The organism is Tranquillimonas rosea, from assembly GCF_900111315.1.
In the GTDB taxonomy this organism is placed as follows: Bacteria; Pseudomonadota; Alphaproteobacteria; order Rhodobacterales; family Rhodobacteraceae; genus Tranquillimonas; species Tranquillimonas rosea.
Genome location: NZ_FOGU01000011.1, coordinates 15,771 through 36,873, shown reverse-complemented (window position 1 = coordinate 36,873; position 21,103 = coordinate 15,771). Strand labels below are relative to the sequence as shown.

The window sequence follows — 21,103 nt, the reverse complement described above, 5'->3', positions numbered from 1 at the left end:
CGGCGCGGGCGTCGACGTTGGTCATTTCGGGCCCTCCTCCTTGTCGAGGTTGGTCATCACGGTGAAGAACACCCAGCTGACCAGCAGGATGATGAGGAAGTAGATGATCGAGAACGCCGCGGCGGGCCCGAGATCGAACTGCCCCAGCGCCATCTTCACCAGGTCGATCGACAACAGCGTGGTCGAGTTGCCGGGGCCGCCTCCGGTGACGACGAACGGCTCGGTGTAGATCTTGAAGCTGTCCATGAACCGCAGGAGGATCGCGATGGTCAGCACGCCGGACATCTTCGGCAGTTCGATGAAGCGGAACACCTTCCAGCGGCTCGCCTGGTCGATCTTGGCCGCCTGGTAATACGCCTCGGGGATCGATTGCAGGCCCGCATAGGCCAGAAGCGCCACGAGCGAGGTCCAGTGCCATACGTCCATGACGATGATCGTGATCCAGGCGTCCAGCGCGTCCTGCGTGTAGTTGTAGTCGAACCCGAGCGCGTCGAGCGTGTAGCCAAGAAGGCCGATGTCGACCCGGCCGAAGATCTGCCAGATCGTCCCCACAACGTTCCACGGGATCAGCAGCGGCAGCGCCATCAGGACCAGGCAGACCGACGCCCAGAAGCCCTTCTTGGGCATGTTGAGCGCCACGAGGATGCCCAGCGGCACCTCGATGGCCAGGATGATCAGCGTGAACATGAACTGCCGGCCGAGCGCGTCGCGGATCCGTTCAGAGGCGAGCGTCTCCTTGAACCATTCGAGGCCGACCCAGAAGAACTGGTTGTTTCCGAAGCTGTCCTGGACCGAGTAGTTGACGACCGTCATCAGCGGGATCACCGCAGAGAACGCCACCAGCACCAGCACCGGCAGGACTAGCAGCCAGGCTTTCTGATTGACGCGCTTGTCCATCACGCGGCCCTCCCCATGCTGGTCGGCGGGACGCGCCAGGCGTCCGCGTAGACGTTGACGCGGTCGGGATCGAAGACGACGCGGCGCTGGTCGGCGCCGATCTCGGCACCCTCGGCCGCGATGATGTTGATCTCGGTCCCCTCGTGGTCGGCGCGAACGATCTTGTGGCGGCCGACGTCCTCGACCCGCTTGATCGTGACGGGCAGCCCCTCGGACTCGGAGAGATGCGCGAACTCGGGACGGATGCCGATCTGGACATGTCCTGTGAGCCCGTCATACCGCCCGGCCAGCGGCACCTCGTGCGCCCCCACGCGGGCACTGCCGCCCTCGACCGTGGCGTCCAGCACGTTCATGCCCGGCGAGCCGATGAAATAGCCGACGAAGGTGTGCTCGGGCGTCTCGAACAGCTCTTCGGGCGTGCCGATCTGCACCACGCGGCCCTCGGACATCACGACGACCTTGTCCGCGAAGGTCAGCGCCTCGGTCTGGTCGTGGGTGACGTAGATCATCGTGTGGCCGAACCGTTGATGCAGTTCCTTGAGCTGGGTCCTGAGCTCCCACTTCATGTGCGGGTCGATGACGGTGAGCGGCTCGTCGAACAGGATCGCGTTGACGTCCTCGCGCACCATCCCGCGCCCGAGGCTGATCTTCTGCTTGGCATCCGCCGTCAGCCCCCGCGCCTTGCGGTCGAGCTGATCCTCCATGTCGATCATGCGGCAGATCTCGGCGACCCGCTGCTGAACGTAATCCTTGGGTGCGCCGCGGTTCTTCAGCGGGAAGGCCAGGTTCTCGCGCACGGTCATCGTGTCGTAGACGACGGGAAACTGGAACACCTGCGCGATGTTGCGGTCCGCCGTGGTCATGTCCGTGACGTCCGTGTCGCCGAAGAAGACGCGGCCCTGCGATGGGCGCAGAAGCCCCGAGATGATGTTCAGGAGCGTGGTCTTGCCGCAGCCCGACGAGCCCAGCAGCGCGTAGGCCTCGCCATCGGTCCAGACGTGGTTCATTTCCTTCAGCGCGAAATCCGCCTCGCCCGAAGGGTTGGGCAGATAGGAATGCGCAAGGTTCGCCAGGGTGATCTGTGCCATGAGCCTCCTCCTCAGGCCGCCGCCGCGTAGGCGGCCGGCGCGACGAGATCGCCGTCCTCGCCGAAAATGTAGATGTGCGCGGGATCGAGATGCACGTCCATCTCGCGCCCCAGCTCGAGATGCCGCACGCCGTGCGCCAGCCCGACCCAGCGCGTGCCCTCGTGGTCGAGGTGCACGAAGGTCTCCGAGCCGGTGATCTCGGTCACCTCGAGCGTGCAGCGGAAGGTCAGCGAGTTTCCGGCGAGCGGTTCGAGTGAAAGGTGGTTCGGACGGAACCCCGCCATGTAGGTGCCGTCGGCCAGCGTCTCGAGCCGGTCTGTCGCCTCTTCGGTCCGGCCATCGGCGAAGGTCAGCGTGCGACCCGACTTCGTGAGATCGAGAAAGTTCATCGGCGGGTCCGAGAACACCCGCGCCGTGGTGGCGTCGGCGGGCTTGCGATAGACTGCCGGGGTCGGTCCGAACTGTGTCACCCGCCCCTCCCAAAGCGTCGCCGTGTTGCCGCCCAGCAAGAGCGCCTCTTCGGGCTCGGTCGTGGCGTAGACGAAGATCGAGCCCGCTTCCTCGAAGATGCGCGGGATCTCGGCGCGCAGTTCCTCGCGCAGCTTGTAGTCGAGGTTCGCCAGCGGCTCGTCCAGCAGCACCAGCCCGGCATCTTTCACCAGCGCCCGGCCGAGCGCGCAGCGCTGCTGCTGGCCGCCCGACAACTCCAGCGGCCGACGATCCAGCATCGGTGTCAGCTTCATCAGGTCGGCGGTCTTGCGCACGGCCGCGTCGATCTCGTCGCGGGATTGCCCCATCAGCCGCAGGGGCGAGGCGATGTTCTCGTAGACGGTCATCGACGGGTAATTGATGAACTGCTGATAGACCATCGCGACCTTGCGGTCCTGCACGCGCATCCCGGTGACATCCTCGCCCCGCCAGAGCACGCGGCCCTCGGTCGGCACGTCGAGCCCGGCCATCAGGCGCATCAGGGATGTCTTCCCGGCAAGGGTCGGCCCCAGCAGAACGTTCATCGTTCCCGCCTCGAGCCTGAGGTCGGTCGGATGGATATGCGTCCGCCCGCCCACGACCTTGGTGACACCGTCGAGTTCCAGCGTCATTGCGCTCTCCTCCCCTCGGGCCGCCGCCTCTCGCGGGCGGCGCTCCCGTGCTTCATCCATGCATCCGTCGGCTCGACCTCCTCCGTGCCGGGCCGCGGCGCTCGCACGCGTCTGCGCCATAGTACATCGTCTGCGCGTCGCGCATATTCCCTATCCGCCGGTCGAAGGGTCGCACGTGCCACCGTCTGCGCGACGAGGCTCACCGCATCGCCCGAGGGGCCCTGCCCGGCCGGGTTCATGCCGTCGGTGCAGGCAGTCGCATATCCACTGATGCAAGCGCCTATGACGAACACGTCACAGACCTCGGCGCGCGCCGGTTCCATCGCTGTCTCCTCCCATTGGTTACGAAGAGAACAGGAAAACAGGGGTGCGAGTCAAAACCTAAGTTTTCTTTTTTCTTCACTTAACGCTTGGTTAACCGATTTTCGCGCGTTGGAAAGGCAAAACCGAACATTGTCACGAACATTCGTCGTAGCTTTCGCACGGGTTTTCGATGCGGATTGACAGAAACGCGCATTTGCGCACATTTGACGCAGGCAATCGCACCCCACCGTGCGACATCACAGCGAGTCCCGAAGATTTGGCACAGAGTTTTCGAAAGTCGCAGATTCTCGAAATCGCCAACGAGACGGGGCGCGTCTCGGTCGAGGAGCTTGCCGCGCGCTTCGGCGTGACCTCGCAGACGATCCGGCGCGACCTGTCCGAACTCGCCGACCTGGGCAAGCTGGACCGGGTCCACGGGGGGGCGATCATGCCGCCCGGTGCCGGCAACATCGGCTATGCCGAGCGCCGCGCCACGAACGAGGCCGAGAAGGCCGCCATCGCACGGCTCTGCGCGGCGGAGATCCCCAACAATTCGTCTGTGCTGCTGAACATCGGTACCTCGACCGAGGCGGTCGCGGTCGAGCTTCTGGGCCACGAGAACCTGACGGTGATCACCAACAACCTCAACGTGGCCGCCATCCTGGCGGCGAACCACTCGTGCCAGATCATCGTGGCCGGCGGCATCCTGCGTCATTGCGACGGGGGGCTGGTGGGGGACCTGACGCTCGAGGTGATCGATCAGTTTAAGGTCGACCGTGCGATCATTGGCACCTCGGCGGTGGACGAAGACGGCGACCTGTTGGACTTCGACCTGCAGGAGGTGCGCGTCAGCCGCGCCATCATCCGCCAGTCCAAGCGCACGTTCCTGGTGACCGACCGCTCCAAGTTCACGCGGACGGCGCCGGTGAAGATCGCCTCGCTGCGCGAGATCGACGCGATCTTCACCGACAGCCTGCCCAACGCCCTGCGGGAGCAATGCGGCGATTGGGGCACCGCCGTCCACGACACCGGCGGTTGAAAGCGGGCGGCGCCGTGGCCGCCCGCTTTGATCTCAGTAGACCGCGATGGCCGGGAACAGCAGCAGGATCCCGACCGCCAGCACCTGTAGGCAGATGAACGGCAGGAGCGACTTGAAGATGTCCCCCAGCGAGATGTCCGGCGGCGCCACCGTTTTGAGGTAGAACGCAGCCGGGCCGAAGGGCGGCGACAGGAAACTGACCTGCATGTTCATGCAGAACAGCACCCCGAACCAGATCGGGTCGAGACCGAGGTCGCGGATGATCGGCACGAAGATCGGCATCGTCAGCAGCGCGATCCCGACCCAGTCGAGGAACGCGCCCAGGACGAAGAGGATGCCCATCATCGCCAGCACCACGATCCGCGGATTGTCCGAGATTCCCGTCATCAGCCCCGACACGAACGAGATGCCGCCCATCAGGTTGTAGACCCCGACCAGCGCCGTGGCCCCGATGCCGATCCAGACGATCATGCCGACCGTGGCCAGCGTCTGCATCGCCGCGTCCCGGACGAGCGTGTAGGTGAACTCGCCCCGAAGAATGGTCGACAGCATCACCCCGCCGACGCCGATGGCCGACGCCTCGGTCACCGACGCGATCCCGCCGTAGATCGAGCCGAGGACGAAGATCACCACCATGATCGGCAGGATCAGGCCCTTGAGCAGGCGCAGCTTCTCCTGGTTCGGGATCGTCTCGTTGTCGGGCGGCGGCGCGGCCTTGGGGTCGAGATAGGCGCGCGCGAGCACGTAGATCACGTAGAACGACGCCAGCATGAAGCCGGGGATGAACGCCGCGGTGAACAGGTCGCCGATCGAAACGTTCGCGGTCAGGCCGTAGATGATCAGCACGATCGACGGCGGCACCATCGTGCCCAGCGAACCGCCGGCGCAGACCACGCCGATCGCAAGGCTCCGGTCGTAGCCGAGCCGCAGCATCTGCGGCAGCGCCAGAAGGCCGAGCAGCACGATCTCGCCGCCGATGATACCCGACATCGCGGCCAGGATGATCGACACGAAGATCGTCTGCACCGCCACGCCGCCGCGCAGTCGGCCGCCGACCAGCTTCATCGCGTCGAAGAGGTCCCGCGCGATGCCGGACCGGTCGAGGATCGCCGCCATCAGCACAAACATCGGCACCGAGACGAAGACAAAGTTGTCGACAAAGGTATAGATGCGGCTGGTGATAAGGGGCACCGCCATCGTGCCGAAGCCGCCAATGGCGAACACCAGCGCCACCAGCAGCGTCACGAAGGCCAGCGGCATGCCGGTCAGCAGCAGCACGACCATCATGCCGAACATCATCAATGTCGCCGGGCCGATGCCGATGACGCCGGGATCGAGAATGTCCATCATGTCAGCCGGCCTTGGCGCGCAGGCGCCGGAAATGGTTGAACGTCAGCACGATGAACTGGGCGGTCAGCAAGATCAGCATCGCGAGCAGGAAGATCTTGGTGAAGGCCGGATAGGGCGGGTTCCAGGCGCTGCCGCTACGCTCGAGCCGGATGTCACCCGACGGCGCGTAGACCGCCTTCTGCACCATGAGCCAGGCGGCATAGGCGAAGAACAGCGCCGCCACAGCCGAGGCGGCTGAGATCACGACGTCGAAAATACGCCGCAGACGCGCGGGCAGAGCGTCGTAGATCAGGACCACGCGGACATGGGTGTTGCGCGCCGCGCAAAACAGGCCGCCATAGAGAAAGGCGATCCCGCACAGGAACGTCGTCGTCTCATGTGCCCAGCTCGTCGGGCTGTTGAACACGTAGCGCAGGAAGACCTCGATCAGCAGGATGATCGCGGCCACGACGATACCCGCGGCGAACAGCCATCCGCCCTTGTCCACGATCCTCCCGAGACGCCCCGCCTCGGGCAGGGCGCGGCTCTTGCTCACGCTTTCGGCGCCGTGTTGCGCGCTCTCGTCACTCTGGGATGTCAATCTGCCCCTCCCCGGTATGGGATCCGGGCGGCTCTGTCCCGCCGCCCGGACCGGTTCCGACGTCCACTCAGTTCATCAGGCCTTCGTCGCGGAGATACTGGGTCAGCGTGTCGAACACCTTCTGCGCCATCTCCGACCGCTCGGCGACGTTCTCCCACTCGCCCATCGCGATCTCGCGGAACTTGGCGCGCTCTTCGTCCGACCAGTCGTGGATGGTGACGTCACCGGCCTCGGCAGCCTCGGCCGCGGCTTCCTCGTTGCGCTCCTGCAGGGTGTTCACCTGGGTCTGCTGGAACTCCTTGACCGACTCCTTCATGGCGGCCTTCAGGTCGTCGGGCAGCGCGTCCCACTTCTCCTTGTTCATCGACACCTCGACGAGCGGGAGAGAGTGGAAGCCCGGATAGACCGGGTGCGGTGCGATCTCGTTCAGGCCGACCTCCTGGTTCACCGAGAACACGCTGTAGTCGGCGGCGTCGATCACGCCCTTGTCGAGCGAGGTATAGACCTCGGAGGCCGGCAGGTTCACCGGCGCGGCACCGGCGGCGTCGAACACGTTGGCGATCATGCCCTCGGGTGTCCGCACCTTGATCCCCTGAAGATCGTCGACGCCGTCGAGCGGCACCTTCGACACGAACGCCTCGAGGCCGGGCGTCGAAACACCGATGAACTCCAGCCCATAGGAATTGTTGAGTTCGTTCATCAGTTCGGCGCCGCCGCCGTTCTCGACGAAGTCGATCATCTGCTCGGGCGAGGACCACGCGCCGACGGGGTTCGCGATCAGGCCATAGGCCGGATCCTTGCCCGCGAAGTACGAGGTGTCAGTGATGTGGCCGTCCAGGATCCCGGCCTGGATCGCCTCTGGCGTCTCGCTGTAGTCGACGATCGAGCCCACGGGCAGAAGCTCGACCTCGACGCGTCCGTCGGTCATCTCGGACACGGTCTCGGTCCAGCCCTTCTGGAACTCGAAATTCGGGTTGCCCGCCGGGTCCGAGGACTGGAAGCGGAAGCTGTAGTCCTGCGCCATCGCGCCGGACAGGCCGACGACACTCAGCGCGGCGGCCGCCGTGGCGGTCTTGAAGATACGTTGCATCTTGATCCTCCCTAGTGGTTGATGCTCCTGGTGCGGGGGCCGCTCCGTCAGCCCCCGTCGAAATCGAGTTGCACTTTCATCGCCCGTCTCCGGTCCGAGGCGAGCGCGAAGGCAGAGGCCGCCTCGCGCAGCGGCATCACCTGCGTCAACAGCGGCGACACGTCCACGGCGCCCCGGTCGATCAAGTGCGCGGCCAGTCCGAACTCGGAGTCGAAGCGGAACGTGCCGGTCAGCGTGATCTCGCGCGTGACCATGGCACTCAGCGGCAGCGCAGCGTCGGGGCCCAGCCCCACGGCGACGACCGTGCCGGCCGGCCGCACGGCGCGGATGGCCGTCTGCAGCGCGTCGTCGCTGCCCGAGCAATCGAACGCGACATCGACCGTCCCCTTGCCCTCGGTCAGCGCCTCGACCTGGTCAGGGGCCGACGCGATGTCGATGGTGCGGTCCGCGCCAATCCGCGCGGCGATGTCGAGCGGCGCGGCGCCGAGATCGGTCGCGATCACCTCGGTCGCGCCGACATGCTTCGCCGCCAGCACCGTCAGGCACCCGATCGGACCGCAGCCCGAGACCAGCACACGCTTGCCCAGAAGCGGCCCGGCCCGGCGCACCGCGTGCAGGCACACGGCCAGCGGTTCGGCCATCGCGGCGTGGCTCAGATCCGTCGTCGGCGAAAGCCGCACGAGTTGCGCGGCGTCGACCGTGACGCCCTGGCGGAACAGCCCCTGCTGATGGGGAAAGCGCATCGCGCTGCCGGCAAAGCGCATGTCCTCGCACTGGTTTCGCATGTCCCGAAGGCAATACTGGCAGCGGCCGCACGGGATCGATGGGTTCACCGTGACGCGATCGCCGGCGGCGAAACCGTCGACCCCCTGCCCCACGGCATCGACGATGCCCGACACCTCGTGGCCGAGGATCATCGGCTCCTTGATGCGGGTCGCCCCGAACCCGCCGTGATGGAAATAGTGCAGGTCCGACCCGCAAATTCCACCGCGCGAGATGGCGACGCGGACCTCGCCCGGCTGCGGGGCGGGCGCGTCCGCCTGATCGTCGAGTCTCAGGTCGTTGGGCGCATGGATGACGACGCTCTGCATCCTCACAGCACCGAGACCATGCCGCCGTCGGCATAGATGATCTGGCCCGAGACATAGTTCGACGCGTCCGAGGCCAGGTAGATCGCGGTGCCCGCCAGCTCTTCCGGCTTGCCCCAGCGGCGCATCGGCGTGCGACCCTTCACCCAGGCGTCGAAGTCGGGGTTGTTCACCAGCGCCTCGTTCATGTCGGTCAGCATGTAGCCCGGGCCGATGGCATTGGCCTGGATTCCCGCTTCGCCCCATTCGGCCGCCATAGCCTTGGTCAGCATCTTGATGCCGCCTTTCGCCACCGTGTACGGTGCAACCGTGGCGCGAGCCAGCTCGGACGTCAACGACCCCAGATTAATGACCTTGCCCGAGCCGCGCTGCGCCATGCGCCGCGCCGCCTCGCGCCCGATGACGAACGCGGCGGTCAAGTTGGTGTCGATGACCTTCTGCCAGTCGGAGGTCTCGAGCTCGAGCATGGGCTTGCGGAACTGCATCCCGGCGTTGTTGACGAGGATCTCGATCTCCACGCCCTCTGCATCGAACCGCTCGAACGCGGCCAGGATTGCGGCCTCGTCGGTAACGTCGAAGGCCACCGTCAGGACGTCGTGACCGGCGGCACGCATCTCCGTGGCGGCGGCATCCAGGCGGGCCTCGTTCGTGCCGTGCAGGATCACCCGCGCGCCGGCACCGGCCAGCCCCTCGGCGAAGGCGCGACCCAGTCCGCGCGACGAGCCGGTGATCAGCGCGGTCTTTCCGGAAAGGTCGAACAGGGTAAGGCTCATGCTGTCTCCTCGATAGTCGTTGTGCGGCTGCTGAGATCGGTCCGCTCGAAGACCGCCGGCACCAGTTCGGTGCCCAGGCCCGGACCCTCCATCGGGTAGACGTATCCGTTCTCGATCCGCGGAACCTCGGTCACGAGTTCGCGGTACCATCCCTTGTAGAAGGCGCGGACGCTTTCCTGGATCAGAGTGTTGGGCTGGGAAAAGCTCATGTGGATCGCCGCGGCAAAACCCACGGGCCCGATGCAGTCGTGCGGCGCGAAGGGCCGGTGATAGGTCTCGGCCATCGCGGCGATCTTGCGCCCCTCGGTCAGCCCGCCGGTCCAGCAGAGATCTGCCATGACGACATGCGCGGCGTCACGGTCCAGATACTCCTTGTAGGCCCATCGCGAGCCCAGCGTCTCGGACGCGCAGACCCACACGTCCGTGTCGCGCGCATACTCGGCCAGCGCCTGCGGCGAGTTCATCCGGATCGGATCCTCGTACCAGGTGGGATCGAACGGCTCGAGCGCGCGGGCGATCTTCTTGGCGACGGGCAGGTTCCAGAGCGAGTGGAACTCGACCATGATCTCCATCCGGTCGCCCACCGCCTCGCGGATCAGCTCGAAGGGGCGGATCGCGGTCTTCATCTGCTCGGCCGAGATGTGCAGACCCTTCGTCTCCATCGCCGGGGGATCGAACGGCCAGATCTTCATGGCCGTGATGCCGTTGTCCAGCAGGTCCTGCGCCAGTTCCCCGGCGCGGTTCATGAAGCCGTCGAGATCCTCGTAGGGACCGCTGGCGTCGTCGGTGTTCCAGGTGTCGACCGGCTTGATCGCGTTGGTGCGGACATAGCGTGTGCCGGCACAGGTGTTGTAGACCCGCATCCGGTCGAAGCAGAGCCCGCCGAGCATCTGATGCACCGGCTGGTCGCAGACCTTGCCGAACACGTCCCACAGCGCGATGTCGATTGCCGAAGCGGCGCGATATTCCACGCCGGTCGAGCTCTGCGCGTTGGGCAGGGTCAGCATCTCCTTGTGGAGCGCCTCGACATGCAGCGGGTTCCGCCCCACCAGGCGGCTTGCCAGGATGTCGTGGATATGCGCTTCGACGGCGGCAGCGCCGTAGAAGGTCTCGCCCAGTCCGGTGATCCCGGCATCGGTCTCGACATGCACCCACAGGACATTCGCGAACTCTTCCACGCGGTAGGTCCTGATCGCGGTGATCTTCAAAATTGCCCCTTTCTGCCGGCGGCCCCGCCGATTCCCCGTTCGTGCTTGGCAGGCATTAGGACGAAAGCTATTCTAATGTTCAATAAAAAAGCCTATTGGTACCATCAAATGACAAAACCTATAATACAGGTGGCCGATGACGCCCCCGGCCGCGGTGGTCTCGTCGAGCGGACCATGACCGACATCCGCCGGCTGATCGGTGAGCGTCAGTTGATGCCGGGCGACAGCCTTCCGGCGGAAAACGCGCTGGCTGCGGAGCTTGGCGTGTCGCGCACCATTGCGCGCGAGGCGCTGCGGGGGCTCGCCGCGTTGCAGATCGTCGAGGTCGGCAACGGCCGGCGGGCGCGCGTGGCCTCGTCCAACGCCGACGCGCTGAGCCTAATCCTCGACCACACGGTCCATACCCGCCAATTGTCGATCCAGCAGGTGCTGGACGTGCGGCGGACGCTGGAAACCCGGACCGTCAACCTCGCCGCCCTGCGCCGCAGCGACGCCGAGGCGGCGGAATTGCAGCGCATCGTCGCCGCGATGCAGGTGGCGCTCGACGGCAACCACGAAGAGATCATGGAGCTCGACATCCGATTTCACGAGGTGATCGCCCGCGCCTCGGGCAACGCGCTCTACTCGATCCTGATCGAGAGCTTCCGGGTCATCACGCGGCAGACCTGGCACATCGGCTGGAGGGCGCGGGGCAGCTACCATAATCGGCGCGACAACATCCACCTGCACGACCGCATCGCCCGAGCCATCGCGGCGCATGACGCCGACGCCGCCGAAGCCGCCATGTCCGAGCATTTCGACGGCGCCGTCGCGACGCTCCTGCGCGCCGGGATCAACTGACGCCACTGGCGGGCGGCAGGCCGCGCCGATATGGTATCGTGGCCATAACGGGCGTCATAGCTGGAGAGGCGGGAGGACCGGAACGCGATGGCCGACGACGGCGACGAGACGCGGCTGCGCCTGCGCGTGGTGTTCGGGCCGGATGCGATGCTGGGCCCCGGCAAGGCCGACCTCCTGGAACTGATCGACGAGCTGGGCTCGATCGCCGCCGCGGGACGCGCCATGAGCATGAGCTACAAGCGCGCCTGGACGCTGGTGGAGCAGATGAACGACGCGTTCCGGCATCCGCTGGTCGACAGCAGCCGCGGCGGCACACGCGGCGGCGGCGCGCGTCTCAGCGATACGGGCCGCGACGTGCTGCACCGGTATCGCAGCCTGGAACGGCGGGCGGCCAAGGCCGGCGCCGAGGACATCGCCGCGCTGCGCGGGATGCTCGGGGATATGTCCGGCGAAAAATAACGCTTGCGGCCACCCGTCGCCCCGAACGATATTTCCGGCGAAACCTATCGCTTGCGAAGGGGAGTCCATGTCCCGTTCCCGCACCGGTCGGGTCGCCGGCGTCTGCATCGCAGCCGCCGTCGCGGCCCTTCTCGCCGTGTCCGCCCCGGCCCGCGCCGGCGGCGTGACGGTCTTTGCGGCCGCCAGCCTGAAGGATGCGATGGACGACGTGGCCGATCTCTGGGCCGAGACGACCGATCACACGGCGAAGGTGGCGCTCGCCGGCTCCTCGACGCTCGCCCGGCAGATCCAGCATGGCGCCCCGGTGGACGTGTTCATCTCGGCCAACACGGCCTGGATGGACCGATTGGAAGCCGACGGGCTGATCGTGGCGGAGCGGCGCGTGGACCTCTTGCGCAACACGCTGGTGCTGGTCGGGCATGGCCACGGGGACGACGCGGTCGACCTGTCCGACCCGGCCGCCCTGCCCGCGCGGCTGGGCGACGGACGGCTCGCGATGGCGCTGGTCGAGGCGGTGCCGGCGGGCATCTACGGCAAGGCCGCGCTGCAGAGCCTGGGCCTGTGGCGGACGCTCGAACCGCGGGTCGCGCAGGCCGACAACGTCCGCGCGGCGCTGGCGCTGGTCTCGACGGGGGAGGCGCCGCTGGGGATCGTCTACGGCACCGATGCCGCGGCGGACGATAGCGTTTCCGTGCTGGCGACCTTCCCCGAGGACAGCCATCCGCCGATCGTCTACCCTGCGGCCCCGCTCGCGGACAGCACGAACGCCCTGGCGGACCGCTTCGTCGACTTCCTGCAGGGCCCCGAGGCCCGGTCGGCGTTCGAGCGGCAGGGCTTCGACGTGACCGGCGGCTGAGCCGGTGGACTGGCTGACCCCAGAGGCCTGGAGCGCGGTGGTCCTGTCGCTGCGCGTCTCCCTGACCGCCACGCTCGTCAGCCTGCCGCTGGGCGTCTTCGTCGCCCATGCCCTCGCCCGCTGGTCCTTTCCGGGAAAACAGGTGCTGAACGGGCTCGTCCACCTGCCCCTGATCCTGCCGCCGGTGGTGACGGGCTATCTCCTGCTGCTCACCTTCGGGCGGCAGGGGCCGGTCGGCGGCTTCCTCGACCAGTGCTGCGGGATCGTCTTCGCCTTCCGCTGGACCGGGGCCGCGCTGGCAGCGGCGGTGATGGCGTTTCCGCTTATGGTCCGCGCGATCCGCCTGTCGATCGAGGCGGTGGACCCCGGTCTCGAGCAGGCGGCCGCGACGCTCGGCGCCTCGCGGCTGTGGGTGTTCGCCACGGTCACGCTGCCGATGATCCTGCCGGGCATCCTCACCGGCGCGATCCTGGCCTTCGCCAAGGCGATGGGAGAGTTCGGCGCGACGATCACCTTCGTGTCGAACATCCCGGGCGAGACGCAGACCCTGCCCTCGGCGATCTACGCCTTCCTGCAGGTACCGGGTGGCGAAGGCACCGCGATCAAGCTGGTCCTGGTGTCGGTGGCGGTGGCGATGGCCGCGCTGCTGGCCTCCGAGGTGCTGGCCGCGCGCATGGCCCGCAGGCTGAGCGGCACATGAGCCTCGAGGTCGCTGTCCGGCACCGCTTTCCGGGCTTTGCGCTCGACGTGGCGTTCACGGCGCCGGACGGCGTCACGGCGCTGTTCGGGCGGTCGGGATCAGGCAAGACCAGCGTCGTCAACGCCGTCGCCGGACTGCTGCGGCCGGACGCGGGCCGCGTCGTGGCGAGGGGCGAGGCGCTGGTGGACACCGGCGCCCGGCTCTGGCGCGCGCCCCATCGCCGGCGGATCGGCTACGTGTTCCAGGAGGCGCGGCTGTTCCCGCACCTGTCCGTCCGGCAGAACCTGCTGTACGGGCGCTGGTTCGCCCGGCACGGCGGCGACGGGCCCGAGTTTGACCACGTGGTCGACCTGCTGGGGCTGGCACCATTGCTGTCACGGCGTCCGGCTACCCTGTCGGGTGGCGAACGGCAGCGGGTGTCGATCGGGCGGGCGATCCTCTCGCGGCCCCGTCTTCTGCTGATGGACGAACCCCTCGCCGCACTGGACGAGGCCCGCCGGGCCGAGATCCTGCCCTATCTGGAGCGGGTCCGCGACGAGGCGGGCATCCCGATCCTCTATGTCAGCCACTCGGTGTCCGAGGTCGCGCGCCTTGCCACCACCGTCATCGTGCTGGACGAGGGCCGCGTCCTGCGCGCCGGTGCCGCCGAAGACGTACTGTCCGACCCCTTCTCTGCGGCGTCCGCTGGGATCCGGGGCGTGGGGGCCGTGATCACCGGGCGCATCGACACGCACCATTCCGACGGGCTGACCGAATTGTCGACCTCGTCGGCACAGATCTTCCTACCTCGCGTCGCGGCCGCCGTGGGCGCCGAAATCCGCGTGCGGATCGAGGCGCAGGACGTCACCCTGTCGCTGACCCGGCCCGAGGGGATCTCGGCGCTCAACATCCTTCCCTGCGAGATCACCGACATTCGCCGCGGCGAGGGGCCGGGCGTGCTGGTACGGCTGCGTTCGGGCGCCGACACCCTGCTGGCCCGGATCACCCAGCGTTCGGCGGAACGGATGGGTCTTGCGCGCGGCACGGCGTGCCACGCCGTCATCAAGACCGTGTCGGTCGCGCCCGAGGACATCGGACGGCGCGGCTAGGTTCAGGCAGCCACGCGCGAGACGATCTCGGACAGTGCTTCGGTCAGGCGGTCGACCTGCTCGACCGTGTTGTAGTGCACCATCGACACCCTCAGCACACCGTTGCCGCCCGTCTCGCCCAAATCCTCGACCAGCCGGCGCGAGTGGAAATCCCCGAACCGGATCGCGATGCCATAGGCGTCCATCGCTCGGGCGACGGCACCGGAATCCACGCCATCGAACTTGAACGAGATGGTCGGCACCCGGCCGCCGTCGTCATTCGTCGCCTCACCGATCACACGGCAGTCGTTGCGGGCCCTGAGCCACGCCAGCAGGCGCTCGGTCAGCCGGTTCTCGTGCGCCTCGATGGCCCCGAAGGCCACCGCGACCCGCTCGCGCCGCGATCCGCTGGCGCCCTGTCGCGCGCCGAGTTCGGCGAGGTAATCCACGACGCCGTCGGTGCTGTAGGCCAGCTCGTAGTTGGGATTGCCGGGCTCGAGTTTTCCGGGGACTTTCTCCTTGCCGTAGAAATAGTGATACAGCCCGTCCAGCTCGCGCAGCAGGTCGTATTTGCCGTACATGATCGCGGTGTGCGGACCGTAGCACTTATAGAGGCTGAAGACGTAATAATCGACGTCCCAGGCCCGCACGTCGATCAGCCGGTGTGGCGCATAGGCGACCGCGTCGATGCAAATCCGCGCGCCGTGGCGGTGCACGAACTCGGCGATCTCGCCTACCGGGTTCACGCGGCCCAGGATGTTCGAGACATGGGTGACACAGACCAGCTTCGTGCGGTCGGTCATCAGCGGCGCCAGGTCGTCGAGGCTGAGGCGCGCGGTATCGGCGTTCAGCGGCCAGAACTTGATCTCGACACCGAATTCGCGCAGCCGCTCCCACGGGCCGATATTGCTTTCGTGGTCGGCGCGCGAGACGATGATCTCGTCGCCCGGTTGCAGCTGTCCGCGCATCGCGGCGGCGAGATGCTGCAGCAGGATCGTGGTCGAGGGGCCGAACACCATCTCCTCGGGCCGCGCGGCGTTGACGAGGCACTGCGCCGCTTCCCGCCCCTTCGTCAGCGCCTCGGCCGCGGATTGCGACACCGCGTAGCTGCCGCCGATCTGCACGTTTCGCTCGAACAGGAACTCGGTGATGCGGTCGACCGCGTCACGCACCGTCTGAGAGCCGCCGGCATTGTCGAAGAACACCCAATCGTCGCGCAGGCCGGGAAAGCGGCTGCGCACGAAGTCCAGGTCGAGCGGTTGCGGAGTGTCGGTCATCATCGGTCCTTCAGTGGTTCAGCACGGCGCTGAGGAAATTGCGGGTGCGGGGGTGCTTCGGCGCGCCCAGAAGCTCGTTCGGCGGTCCGGCCTCGACGATCTCGCCCCCGTCCATGAAGATCACGCGGTCGGCGACCTGGCTCGCAAAGCCCATCTCGTGCGTCACGATCACCATCGTCACGCCGGTCCCGGCAAGGTCGCGCATCACGTCCAGCACCTCGCCCACCATCTCGGGGTCGAGGGCCGAGGTCGGTTCGTCGAACAGCATCACCTGCGGCTCCATCGCCAGGGCGCGGGCGATGGCGACGCGCTGCTGCTGGCCGCCCGAGAGGTAGTCGGGATACTTGTCCGCCTGTTCGGAGATGCCGACCCGTTGCAGCAGGCGATCGGCCTGTTCGCCCGCAGTCGCCCGGTTAGCGCCGCGCACGCGGCGGGGGGCCAGCATGACGTTCTCGCGCACGGTCAGGTGCGGAAAGAGGTTGAAGCCCTGGAACACCATGCCGACCTCGGCGCGGACCTTGGCCAGCGCCCGCCCCGGCATGACCGGGGTGCCGTCGACGAGGATCGTGCTGTCGTCCGAAAAGCTCTCCAGCCGGTTGATGCACCGGATCAGGGTGGATTTGCCCGACCCCGAGGGGCCGACGACGCAGACGACCTCGCCCTTCTCGATCTCCAGGTCGATGCCCTTCAGCGCCTCGAACGTGCCGTAGGACTTGCGCAGGTTGCGGATGCTCACGAAGCCGGCCATCAGCTGCTCCTGGCGCCGAAGCGACGCTCCAGCCGCGTGACGAACAGGACCGCGGGCCACAGGAAGGCCAGATAGATCACCGCCGCCACGATCAGAGGCGTCGGATTGGCCGCCAGAGCCTGCGCCTGCGTCGCCTGTTTCAGCAGGTCGGGCATCGCCACGACCGAGGCGAGCGCGGTGTCCTTGACCACGTTGATCGAGTTGTTGGTCAGCGGCGGGATCACGATCTTGACCGCCTGCGGCAGGATCACGTCGCGCATCCGCTGCGGGCCGGTCAGACCCAGCGCCGCGGCGGCCTCGAACTGGCCCTTCGGGATGGCCTCGATCCCGGCGCGGAAGATCTCGGCGGTGTAGGCCCCCGAGACGATCGTCAGCGCCGTCATCGCCGAGGCGAAGGGCGACATGCGCACCCCCACGAAGGGCAGCGCGTAATACACCACGATCAGCAGGACGAGCACCGGGATCGACCGGAAGATGTCGATGTAGAGCCGCGCGATCACGCGCACGGGCGCCACGCCGTAGAGCCGGAAGAGCGACAGGAACAGCCCGACGATCAGCCCGGCCACGATGCTCGCCGCGCCGAGTTGCAGCGTCACCCACAGCCCCTCGATCAGCAGCGGCCAGGTGCGCAGGAACACATCGACATTGAAGAATGTCTCGACAAGATTCATCAGATGCCCTCATGGGCGGAGACGCGGACCGGCCCGGGCCGGCCCGCGCGCTTCCGGATCAGTCCAGAGTGGGCATCGGCAGGACGGTGGCCGTCGAGGTGCCCTCGTCCGGCGCGCTGCCGAACCACTTCTCGTGCAGCGCGGCGAGCGAGCCGTCCTCCTTCATGGCGGTCAGCACCTCGTTCACCTGCACGGCAAGCTCGGCGTCCTTGGCGAACATCATCGAATACTGCTCGCCGGTCTCGATCCGCTGGGCCACGGTGATGTTCGGCTTGTCCTTGCTGTAGTAGAGCAGCGCGGGGATGTCCGAGATGTAGCCGTCGATCCGGCCCGCCGCGAGGTCGAGCATCGCAGGGTTCAGACCCTCGTAGCGGCGAATCTCGGCAAAGCCGTACGCATCGGCCTGCTCGGTCGCCCACATGTCGCCGGTCGAACCGGTATCGACGCCCACGACCTTGCCGTCCATCTCGTCCAGCGACGCCGGCCCGCCGGTGGCCACGGTCAGCGACTGGTCGCTGTCGTAGTACGGCTGGGCGAAGGACACCGACTCAAGCCGCTCGTCGGTGATGGTGATCGACGAGGTGGCGACATCGATTCGCCCCGACTGCACGGCCGAGAACAGGCCGTTGAAGGGGATGTTCACGACCTCGACCTGCGGGATCCCCAGACGGCCGGCGACCTCGCTGACGAGATCGATCTCGAAACCGACATACTCGCCCGCGTCGTTCTGGAACTCCCACGGGACGTTGCCGATGTTCGCCCCCACGGTGAGCGAATCCTGCGCCGTCGCCGAAAGCGCGGTCACGCCGGCCAGCACGAGCCCGAGCGCCGCCGAAGTCAGATGCTTTCCAATCATGGTGTTTTCCCTGTTGATCTGTTTTCTTCTGGATTGACCGGCCAAACCGGTCTGACCAGTATCCGAACACGGGCGCGAAAACGATGCAACAGCTTACGTTGGCACCCCCGGCGCGACACGGGTAGCATCGCGCACGGCAACGAGACCGGGGACCGGATGAACGAGCACGACGAAAAGGCGCCCGTGGCGCAGACCGCAGCGCGACGGCTGCAGGAGATGATCCGTTCGGGCGAGTTGAAGAAGGGCGAGAAGATCCCCTCTCAGCGCGTGCTGTCCGAACGGCTGCGCGTCTCGCGCCCGTCGCTGCGCGAGGCGCTGCTGACGCTCGAGACGCTCGGACTCGTGCGTACCCTACCCGCCCGCGGAACCTTCGTCGTCGATCCCGACGGCCGGCAACAGGCGGCCGCTGTCTGGCGCTACGACGACGCCTACAGCATCGACGAGGTGTTCCAATCGCGCCTGCTGATCGAGACCGAGCTCTGCCGTCTCGCCGCGGCGGTGATCACGCCCGCCGCGCTGGACGCGATGTCCGCCGCGAACGCGGAGTTCGAAAGCGCCTGGCAGAGTGGCGACCTGCTGACCCATGTCGAGGCCGACCTGCGCTTTCACCGGCTGATCGCCGAAGCCTGCCCCAACCGGATGCTCCGGCGGCTCTACGAGTCGGTGCAGGAGCTGCTGACCGAAAGCCAGCGGCAGCCGATTCCCAACACGGCGGTCGACCGGATGGCCCAATCCATCCAGGAGCACCGGGACATCGTGGCAGCTCTGCAGCGCCGGGACGGCGCCGCCGCTGCGGGCGCGATGGGCGCCCATGTTGGCAACACCGCGCGCAGTGCCGGCGCCACGCTGGACTGATCCGGACCGCCTGAAACGCGGCGCCCGGCACAATTCCCAGCCCAGGGCGCGACCTCGTGAGAGGCTGCCAGGACAACTGGAACAGCCTCGCCCTCGACGATGGCGCCCCAGCTTCGAGGCGGCGGCGGCGTCACGATCACCGGAAGCGGCAGAGAGGTCTTCGTCGCCCGACCCTGTCGATCTGTGGGACTGGGTCTGACGGTCGCTCAGGCACTTTCGCCGTCGTAGTCGCGCACACCGTCCAGGATCCAGCTCTCGGCTGCCTTGCCGCGTTCGTGTCCGGCGAGGACGTGGATCTTGCCCGTGCCCTCCATGACCACGGCATTCACCACCGCCCGGTCCAGCACGTTGGCCTGGCGCAGATGGGTGCGCAGGTCGTCCTCGGTCACGCGGGCGACCCGCATGTTCTTGGGCTTCATCACCCCGCCCGGTCCCATCAGCAGGATCGGCGTGTTGTCGGTCGCACCCTTGAAGCCGCCGAAGTGGCGCCGCATACGCGACACGGCCAGCTGGATCGTGAACATCGTCGCGACCGCGGCCATGCCCTGAAGCAGCGCGGGCTCCTTGCTGGCGATGGTCGTGGCAAAGACCGAGCCGATGGCGATTGTGACGGCGATGTCGAAGGTCGACATCTCGGCAAAGCTGCGCACCCCCGACCATCGCGCGAGCAGAAGGATCGTCAGGTACATGCCGAAGGTGCTGAGCACCACGAGCAGGATCGCGCTCGACGATCCGGGCAGAAGCCAATCAGTCCACATGGGGTCTCCAATTTAGTTCGGGACGGCCCCTGCGGCCGTGTCCGCTGTTCGGGTCCGGATCGGCGGACGCTGAGGCTCCGTACACGTCATGCGCGCTTTTGACACCACGCTTTCGCATTGCAAGAGACCGGTTGATGCCACCCCCGCGATGACGGCAGGGTCTGACAATTGGTCATGTCCGCAGCGACCGCCCATCAAGGAGACCCGCCGTGCCCCTCCGCGTCCTCGCCCTTCTCGCCGCGCTCGCCGTCTCGGCGCCCGCCCTTGCCCAGGACAGGGCCGCTGTCGAGCAGCAGTTCCGCGGCTGGCTGGAGCAGACGATCTGGCCCCGCGCCCGCGCCGAGGGCGTGTCGCGCGGAACTTTCGACTCCGCGTTCTCGGGCGTGTCGCTGAACTGGGAGCTGCCGGACCTCGTGCCGCCGGGCACGACGCGGCAGACGCCGCGGACCCAGCGGCAGGCCGAGTTCGGGGCGCCGTCGAAATACTTCAACCGTGGCTCCGTCACCGGTGCGACGTCCGTCGGGCGGCGGATGGCCGGCCGCCACGCCTCGACCCTCGCCGCGGTCGAGCGGTCGACCGGGGTGCCGGGGCATATCATCCTGGCGATCTGGGGCCGGGAAAGCGGCTATGGCCGGGTCGACATCCCGCACGACGCGTTCGAGGTCCTCGGCACCAAGGGCTTCATGAGCACCCGCGCCGACTACTTCACCGACGAACTGGTCGCCGCCCTTGAGATCGCCGAGGCCGGCCACGCCCCGGAACGCGCGATGAAGAGCAGCTGGGCCGGTGCGCTCGGCCAGCCGCAATTCATGCCGTCGAGCTTCCTCGACTACGCGGCCGACGGCGACGGCGACGGACGCGCCGACATCTGGCGGTCCGAGGCGGACACCATCGCCTCGATAGGCACCTACCTGAACCGCCACGGCTGGAGACCGGGACGCGACTGGGGGTTCGAGGTGACGGTGCCGCGCTCGGTCTCGTGCACGCTCGAAGGGCCGGACCAGGGCCGACCGATCCGGGATTGGGCGGCGATGGGAATCGACCGGGTGTCGGGCCGGGCCTTCCCCGAGCACGAACTGAACGGCGAGGGCTTCCTGATGATGCCCGCCGGCCGGAACGGACCGGCCTTCATCGTGACGCCAAACTTCTACGTCCTGAAGGATTACAACATGAGCGACCTCTACGCGCTCTTCGTGGGCCATGTGGGCGACCGCATCGCCTATGGCATGGGCGACTTCGAGACCTCTTGGGACCCGGTGGGCACGATGTACCGCTCGGACATCGCGAAGATGCAGCGCGGACTTCAGGCGCGCGGCCACGACGTCGGCGGGGCGGACGGCCTGCCCGGATTCAAGACCCGGCGCTCCATCGGCCGCTGGCAGGAAAACACGGGCCGCGCCGCAACCTGCTTTCCGGAATCGGGCATGACATCGGCTCTCGCGGGCTGAGCCCGCAGGAGGGCCCGCGTTTGTCTTTGCCTGCAAATCCATTACGTCATTC

At 67.2% G+C, this 21,103-nt stretch carries 22 protein-coding genes; 8 read left to right on the top strand and 14 right to left on the bottom strand.

Annotated features, from left to right (window positions below; genetic code table 11):
- Positions 1 to 21: 21 nt before the first annotated feature.
- The 3 genes from BMZ25_RS16520 to BMZ25_RS16510 are packed head-to-tail and all read right to left on the bottom strand — an operon-like array spanning position 22 to position 3,085.
- The gene (locus tag BMZ25_RS16520; RefSeq protein WP_092695627.1) at positions 22 to 897 is read right to left on the bottom strand and encodes a carbohydrate ABC transporter permease; all 876 of its coding nucleotides are present in this window, start codon (positions 895 to 897) and stop codon (positions 22 to 24) included.
- A complete protein-coding gene (locus BMZ25_RS16515) occupies positions 897 to 1,985 on the bottom strand; it encodes an ABC transporter ATP-binding protein (RefSeq protein WP_092695625.1) in 1,089 nt (362 codons plus the stop codon). Before BMZ25_RS16515 ends, BMZ25_RS16520 begins: the two co-directional genes overlap by 1 nt.
- Before the next feature lie 11 nt (positions 1,986 to 1,996).
- Entirely contained in the window at positions 1,997 to 3,085 is a 1,089-nt protein-coding gene (locus BMZ25_RS16510) for an ABC transporter ATP-binding protein (protein WP_092695623.1), read from the bottom strand.
- A gap of 580 nt (positions 3,086 to 3,665) precedes the next feature.
- Between BMZ25_RS16510 and BMZ25_RS16500 the strand changes: the two genes are divergently transcribed.
- Positions 3,666 to 4,427: a DeoR/GlpR family DNA-binding transcription regulator gene (locus tag BMZ25_RS16500; RefSeq protein WP_092695619.1), complete on the top strand. Its 762-nt coding sequence runs from the start codon at positions 3,666 to 3,668 to the stop codon at positions 4,425 to 4,427.
- Between the two features lie 33 nt (positions 4,428 to 4,460).
- Here BMZ25_RS16500 and BMZ25_RS16495 read toward each other — a convergent pair whose 3' ends face one another.
- The 6 genes from BMZ25_RS16495 to BMZ25_RS16470 all read right to left on the bottom strand — a co-directional run bounded on the left by BMZ25_RS16495 (position 4,461) and on the right by BMZ25_RS16470 (position 10,516).
- Positions 4,461 to 5,774 carry a TRAP transporter large permease gene (locus BMZ25_RS16495; protein ID WP_218142559.1) on the bottom strand — a complete coding sequence of 438 codons (1,314 nt, stop codon included), beginning with the start codon at positions 5,772 to 5,774 and terminating at the stop codon, positions 4,461 to 4,463.
- A gap of 4 nt (positions 5,775 to 5,778) precedes the next feature.
- Entirely contained in the window at positions 5,779 to 6,357 is a 579-nt protein-coding gene (locus BMZ25_RS16490) for a TRAP transporter small permease subunit (protein WP_092695615.1), read from the bottom strand.
- 67 nt (positions 6,358 to 6,424) lie between these two features.
- The gene (locus BMZ25_RS16485; RefSeq protein ID WP_092695613.1) at positions 6,425 to 7,447 is read right to left on the bottom strand and encodes a TRAP transporter substrate-binding protein; all 1,023 of its coding nucleotides are present in this window, start codon (positions 7,445 to 7,447) and stop codon (positions 6,425 to 6,427) included.
- Positions 7,448 to 7,494: 47 nt separating this feature from the next.
- Entirely contained in the window at positions 7,495 to 8,538 is a 1,044-nt protein-coding gene (locus BMZ25_RS16480) for an L-idonate 5-dehydrogenase (RefSeq protein WP_092695611.1), read from the bottom strand.
- A 2-nt stretch (positions 8,539 to 8,540) separates the two neighbouring features.
- Positions 8,541 to 9,308: an SDR family oxidoreductase gene (locus BMZ25_RS16475; RefSeq protein WP_092695609.1), complete on the bottom strand. Its 768-nt coding sequence runs from the start codon at positions 9,306 to 9,308 to the stop codon at positions 8,541 to 8,543.
- Complete coding sequence (locus BMZ25_RS16470) at positions 9,305 to 10,516, bottom strand: mandelate racemase/muconate lactonizing enzyme family protein (RefSeq protein ID WP_092695607.1); 1,212 nt, start codon at positions 10,514 to 10,516, stop codon at positions 9,305 to 9,307. Before BMZ25_RS16470 ends, BMZ25_RS16475 begins: the two co-directional genes overlap by 4 nt.
- A gap of 174 nt (positions 10,517 to 10,690) precedes the next feature.
- Here BMZ25_RS16470 and BMZ25_RS16465 point away from each other — a divergent pair, with 174 nt between their 5' ends.
- From BMZ25_RS16465 to modC, 5 genes are all read left to right on the top strand, one after another.
- On the top strand, positions 10,691 to 11,356 hold the full coding sequence (locus tag BMZ25_RS16465; protein ID WP_092695755.1) for a FadR/GntR family transcriptional regulator: 666 nt from the start codon (positions 10,691 to 10,693) through the stop codon (positions 11,354 to 11,356).
- Between the two features lie 87 nt (positions 11,357 to 11,443).
- On the top strand, positions 11,444 to 11,815 hold the full coding sequence (locus BMZ25_RS16460; protein WP_092695605.1) for a winged helix-turn-helix domain-containing protein: 372 nt from the start codon (positions 11,444 to 11,446) through the stop codon (positions 11,813 to 11,815).
- Positions 11,816 to 11,882: 67 nt separating this feature from the next.
- A complete protein-coding gene (modA, locus tag BMZ25_RS16455; protein ID WP_092695603.1) occupies positions 11,883 to 12,671 on the top strand; it encodes a molybdate ABC transporter substrate-binding protein in 789 nt (262 codons plus the stop codon).
- A gap of 4 nt (positions 12,672 to 12,675) precedes the next feature.
- Positions 12,676 to 13,371, top strand: a complete 696-nt coding sequence (modB, locus tag BMZ25_RS16450) for a molybdate ABC transporter permease subunit (protein ID WP_092695601.1) — start codon at positions 12,676 to 12,678, stop codon at positions 13,369 to 13,371.
- Complete coding sequence (modC, locus tag BMZ25_RS16445; protein WP_092695599.1) at positions 13,368 to 14,459, top strand: molybdenum ABC transporter ATP-binding protein; 1,092 nt, start codon at positions 13,368 to 13,370, stop codon at positions 14,457 to 14,459. Before modB ends, modC begins: the two co-directional genes overlap by 4 nt.
- Positions 14,460 to 14,461: 2 nt before the next feature.
- Here the strand turns inward: modC and BMZ25_RS16440 are convergent, their stop codons facing one another.
- The 4 genes from BMZ25_RS16440 to BMZ25_RS16425 are packed head-to-tail and all read right to left on the bottom strand — an operon-like array spanning position 14,462 to position 17,990.
- Positions 14,462 to 15,715 carry a cysteine desulfurase-like protein gene (locus tag BMZ25_RS16440; protein WP_218142555.1) on the bottom strand — a complete coding sequence of 418 codons (1,254 nt, stop codon included), beginning with the start codon at positions 15,713 to 15,715 and terminating at the stop codon, positions 14,462 to 14,464.
- 10 nt (positions 15,716 to 15,725) lie between these two features.
- Entirely contained in the window at positions 15,726 to 16,463 is a 738-nt protein-coding gene (locus tag BMZ25_RS16435; protein ID WP_092695594.1) for an amino acid ABC transporter ATP-binding protein, read from the bottom strand.
- Complete coding sequence (locus tag BMZ25_RS16430; protein ID WP_092695592.1) at positions 16,463 to 17,134, bottom strand: amino acid ABC transporter permease; 672 nt, start codon at positions 17,132 to 17,134, stop codon at positions 16,463 to 16,465. Before BMZ25_RS16430 ends, BMZ25_RS16435 begins: the two co-directional genes overlap by 1 nt.
- Before the next feature lie 58 nt (positions 17,135 to 17,192).
- On the bottom strand, positions 17,193 to 17,990 hold the full coding sequence (locus BMZ25_RS16425) for a transporter substrate-binding domain-containing protein (protein ID WP_092695590.1): 798 nt from the start codon (positions 17,988 to 17,990) through the stop codon (positions 17,193 to 17,195).
- Positions 17,991 to 18,146: 156 nt separating this feature from the next.
- On the opposite strand from BMZ25_RS16425, the gene BMZ25_RS16420 reads away from it, so the two are divergent.
- Positions 18,147 to 18,845 (top strand): FadR/GntR family transcriptional regulator, encoded by a 699-nt coding sequence (locus BMZ25_RS16420; protein ID WP_092695588.1) that lies wholly within the window; start codon positions 18,147 to 18,149, stop codon positions 18,843 to 18,845.
- Between the two features lie 206 nt (positions 18,846 to 19,051).
- On the opposite strand, the gene BMZ25_RS16415 is transcribed toward BMZ25_RS16420, so the two are convergent.
- Positions 19,052 to 19,603, bottom strand: a complete 552-nt coding sequence (locus BMZ25_RS16415; RefSeq protein ID WP_092695586.1) for a DUF421 domain-containing protein — start codon at positions 19,601 to 19,603, stop codon at positions 19,052 to 19,054.
- A gap of 209 nt (positions 19,604 to 19,812) precedes the next feature.
- Here BMZ25_RS16415 and BMZ25_RS16410 point away from each other — a divergent pair, with 209 nt between their 5' ends.
- The gene (locus tag BMZ25_RS16410; protein WP_092695584.1) at positions 19,813 to 21,051 is read left to right on the top strand and encodes a lytic murein transglycosylase; all 1,239 of its coding nucleotides are present in this window, start codon (positions 19,813 to 19,815) and stop codon (positions 21,049 to 21,051) included.
- Positions 21,052 to 21,103 lie beyond the last annotated feature (52 nt).

Excerpts from the sequence above, each read along its gene's own strand:
- BMZ25_RS16520 (WP_092695627.1), bottom strand. The coding sequence starts at position 897 with ATGGACAAGCGCGTCAATCAGAAAGCCTGGCTGCTAGTCCTGCCGGTG.
- BMZ25_RS16515 (WP_092695625.1), bottom strand. The coding sequence starts at position 1,985 with ATGGCACAGATCACCCTGGCGAACCTTGCGCATTCCTATCTGCCCAAC.
- BMZ25_RS16510 (WP_092695623.1), bottom strand. The coding sequence starts at position 3,085 with ATGACGCTGGAACTCGACGGTGTCACCAAGGTCGTGGGCGGGCGGACG.
- BMZ25_RS16495 (WP_218142559.1), bottom strand. The coding sequence starts at position 5,774 with ATGGACATTCTCGATCCCGGCGTCATCGGCATCGGCCCGGCGACATTG.
- BMZ25_RS16485 (WP_092695613.1), bottom strand. The coding sequence starts at position 7,447 with ATGCAACGTATCTTCAAGACCGCCACGGCGGCCGCCGCGCTGAGTGTC.
- BMZ25_RS16480 (WP_092695611.1), bottom strand. The coding sequence starts at position 8,538 with ATGCAGAGCGTCGTCATCCATGCGCCCAACGACCTGAGACTCGACGAT.
- BMZ25_RS16475 (WP_092695609.1), bottom strand. The coding sequence starts at position 9,308 with ATGAGCCTTACCCTGTTCGACCTTTCCGGAAAGACCGCGCTGATCACC.
- BMZ25_RS16465 (WP_092695755.1), top strand. The coding sequence starts at position 10,691 with ATGACCGACATCCGCCGGCTGATCGGTGAGCGTCAGTTGATGCCGGGC.
- BMZ25_RS16460 (WP_092695605.1), top strand. The coding sequence starts at position 11,444 with ATGGCCGACGACGGCGACGAGACGCGGCTGCGCCTGCGCGTGGTGTTC.
- modA (WP_092695603.1), top strand. The coding sequence starts at position 11,883 with ATGTCCCGTTCCCGCACCGGTCGGGTCGCCGGCGTCTGCATCGCAGCC.
- modC (WP_092695599.1), top strand. The coding sequence starts at position 13,368 with ATGAGCCTCGAGGTCGCTGTCCGGCACCGCTTTCCGGGCTTTGCGCTC.
- BMZ25_RS16440 (WP_218142555.1), bottom strand. The coding sequence starts at position 15,715 with ATGACCGACACTCCGCAACCGCTCGACCTGGACTTCGTGCGCAGCCGC.
- BMZ25_RS16435 (WP_092695594.1), bottom strand. The coding sequence starts at position 16,463 with ATGGCCGGCTTCGTGAGCATCCGCAACCTGCGCAAGTCCTACGGCACG.
- BMZ25_RS16430 (WP_092695592.1), bottom strand. The coding sequence starts at position 17,134 with ATGAATCTTGTCGAGACATTCTTCAATGTCGATGTGTTCCTGCGCACC.
- BMZ25_RS16425 (WP_092695590.1), bottom strand. The coding sequence starts at position 17,990 with ATGATTGGAAAGCATCTGACTTCGGCGGCGCTCGGGCTCGTGCTGGCC.
- BMZ25_RS16420 (WP_092695588.1), top strand. The coding sequence starts at position 18,147 with ATGAACGAGCACGACGAAAAGGCGCCCGTGGCGCAGACCGCAGCGCGA.
- BMZ25_RS16415 (WP_092695586.1), bottom strand. The coding sequence starts at position 19,603 with ATGTGGACTGATTGGCTTCTGCCCGGATCGTCGAGCGCGATCCTGCTC.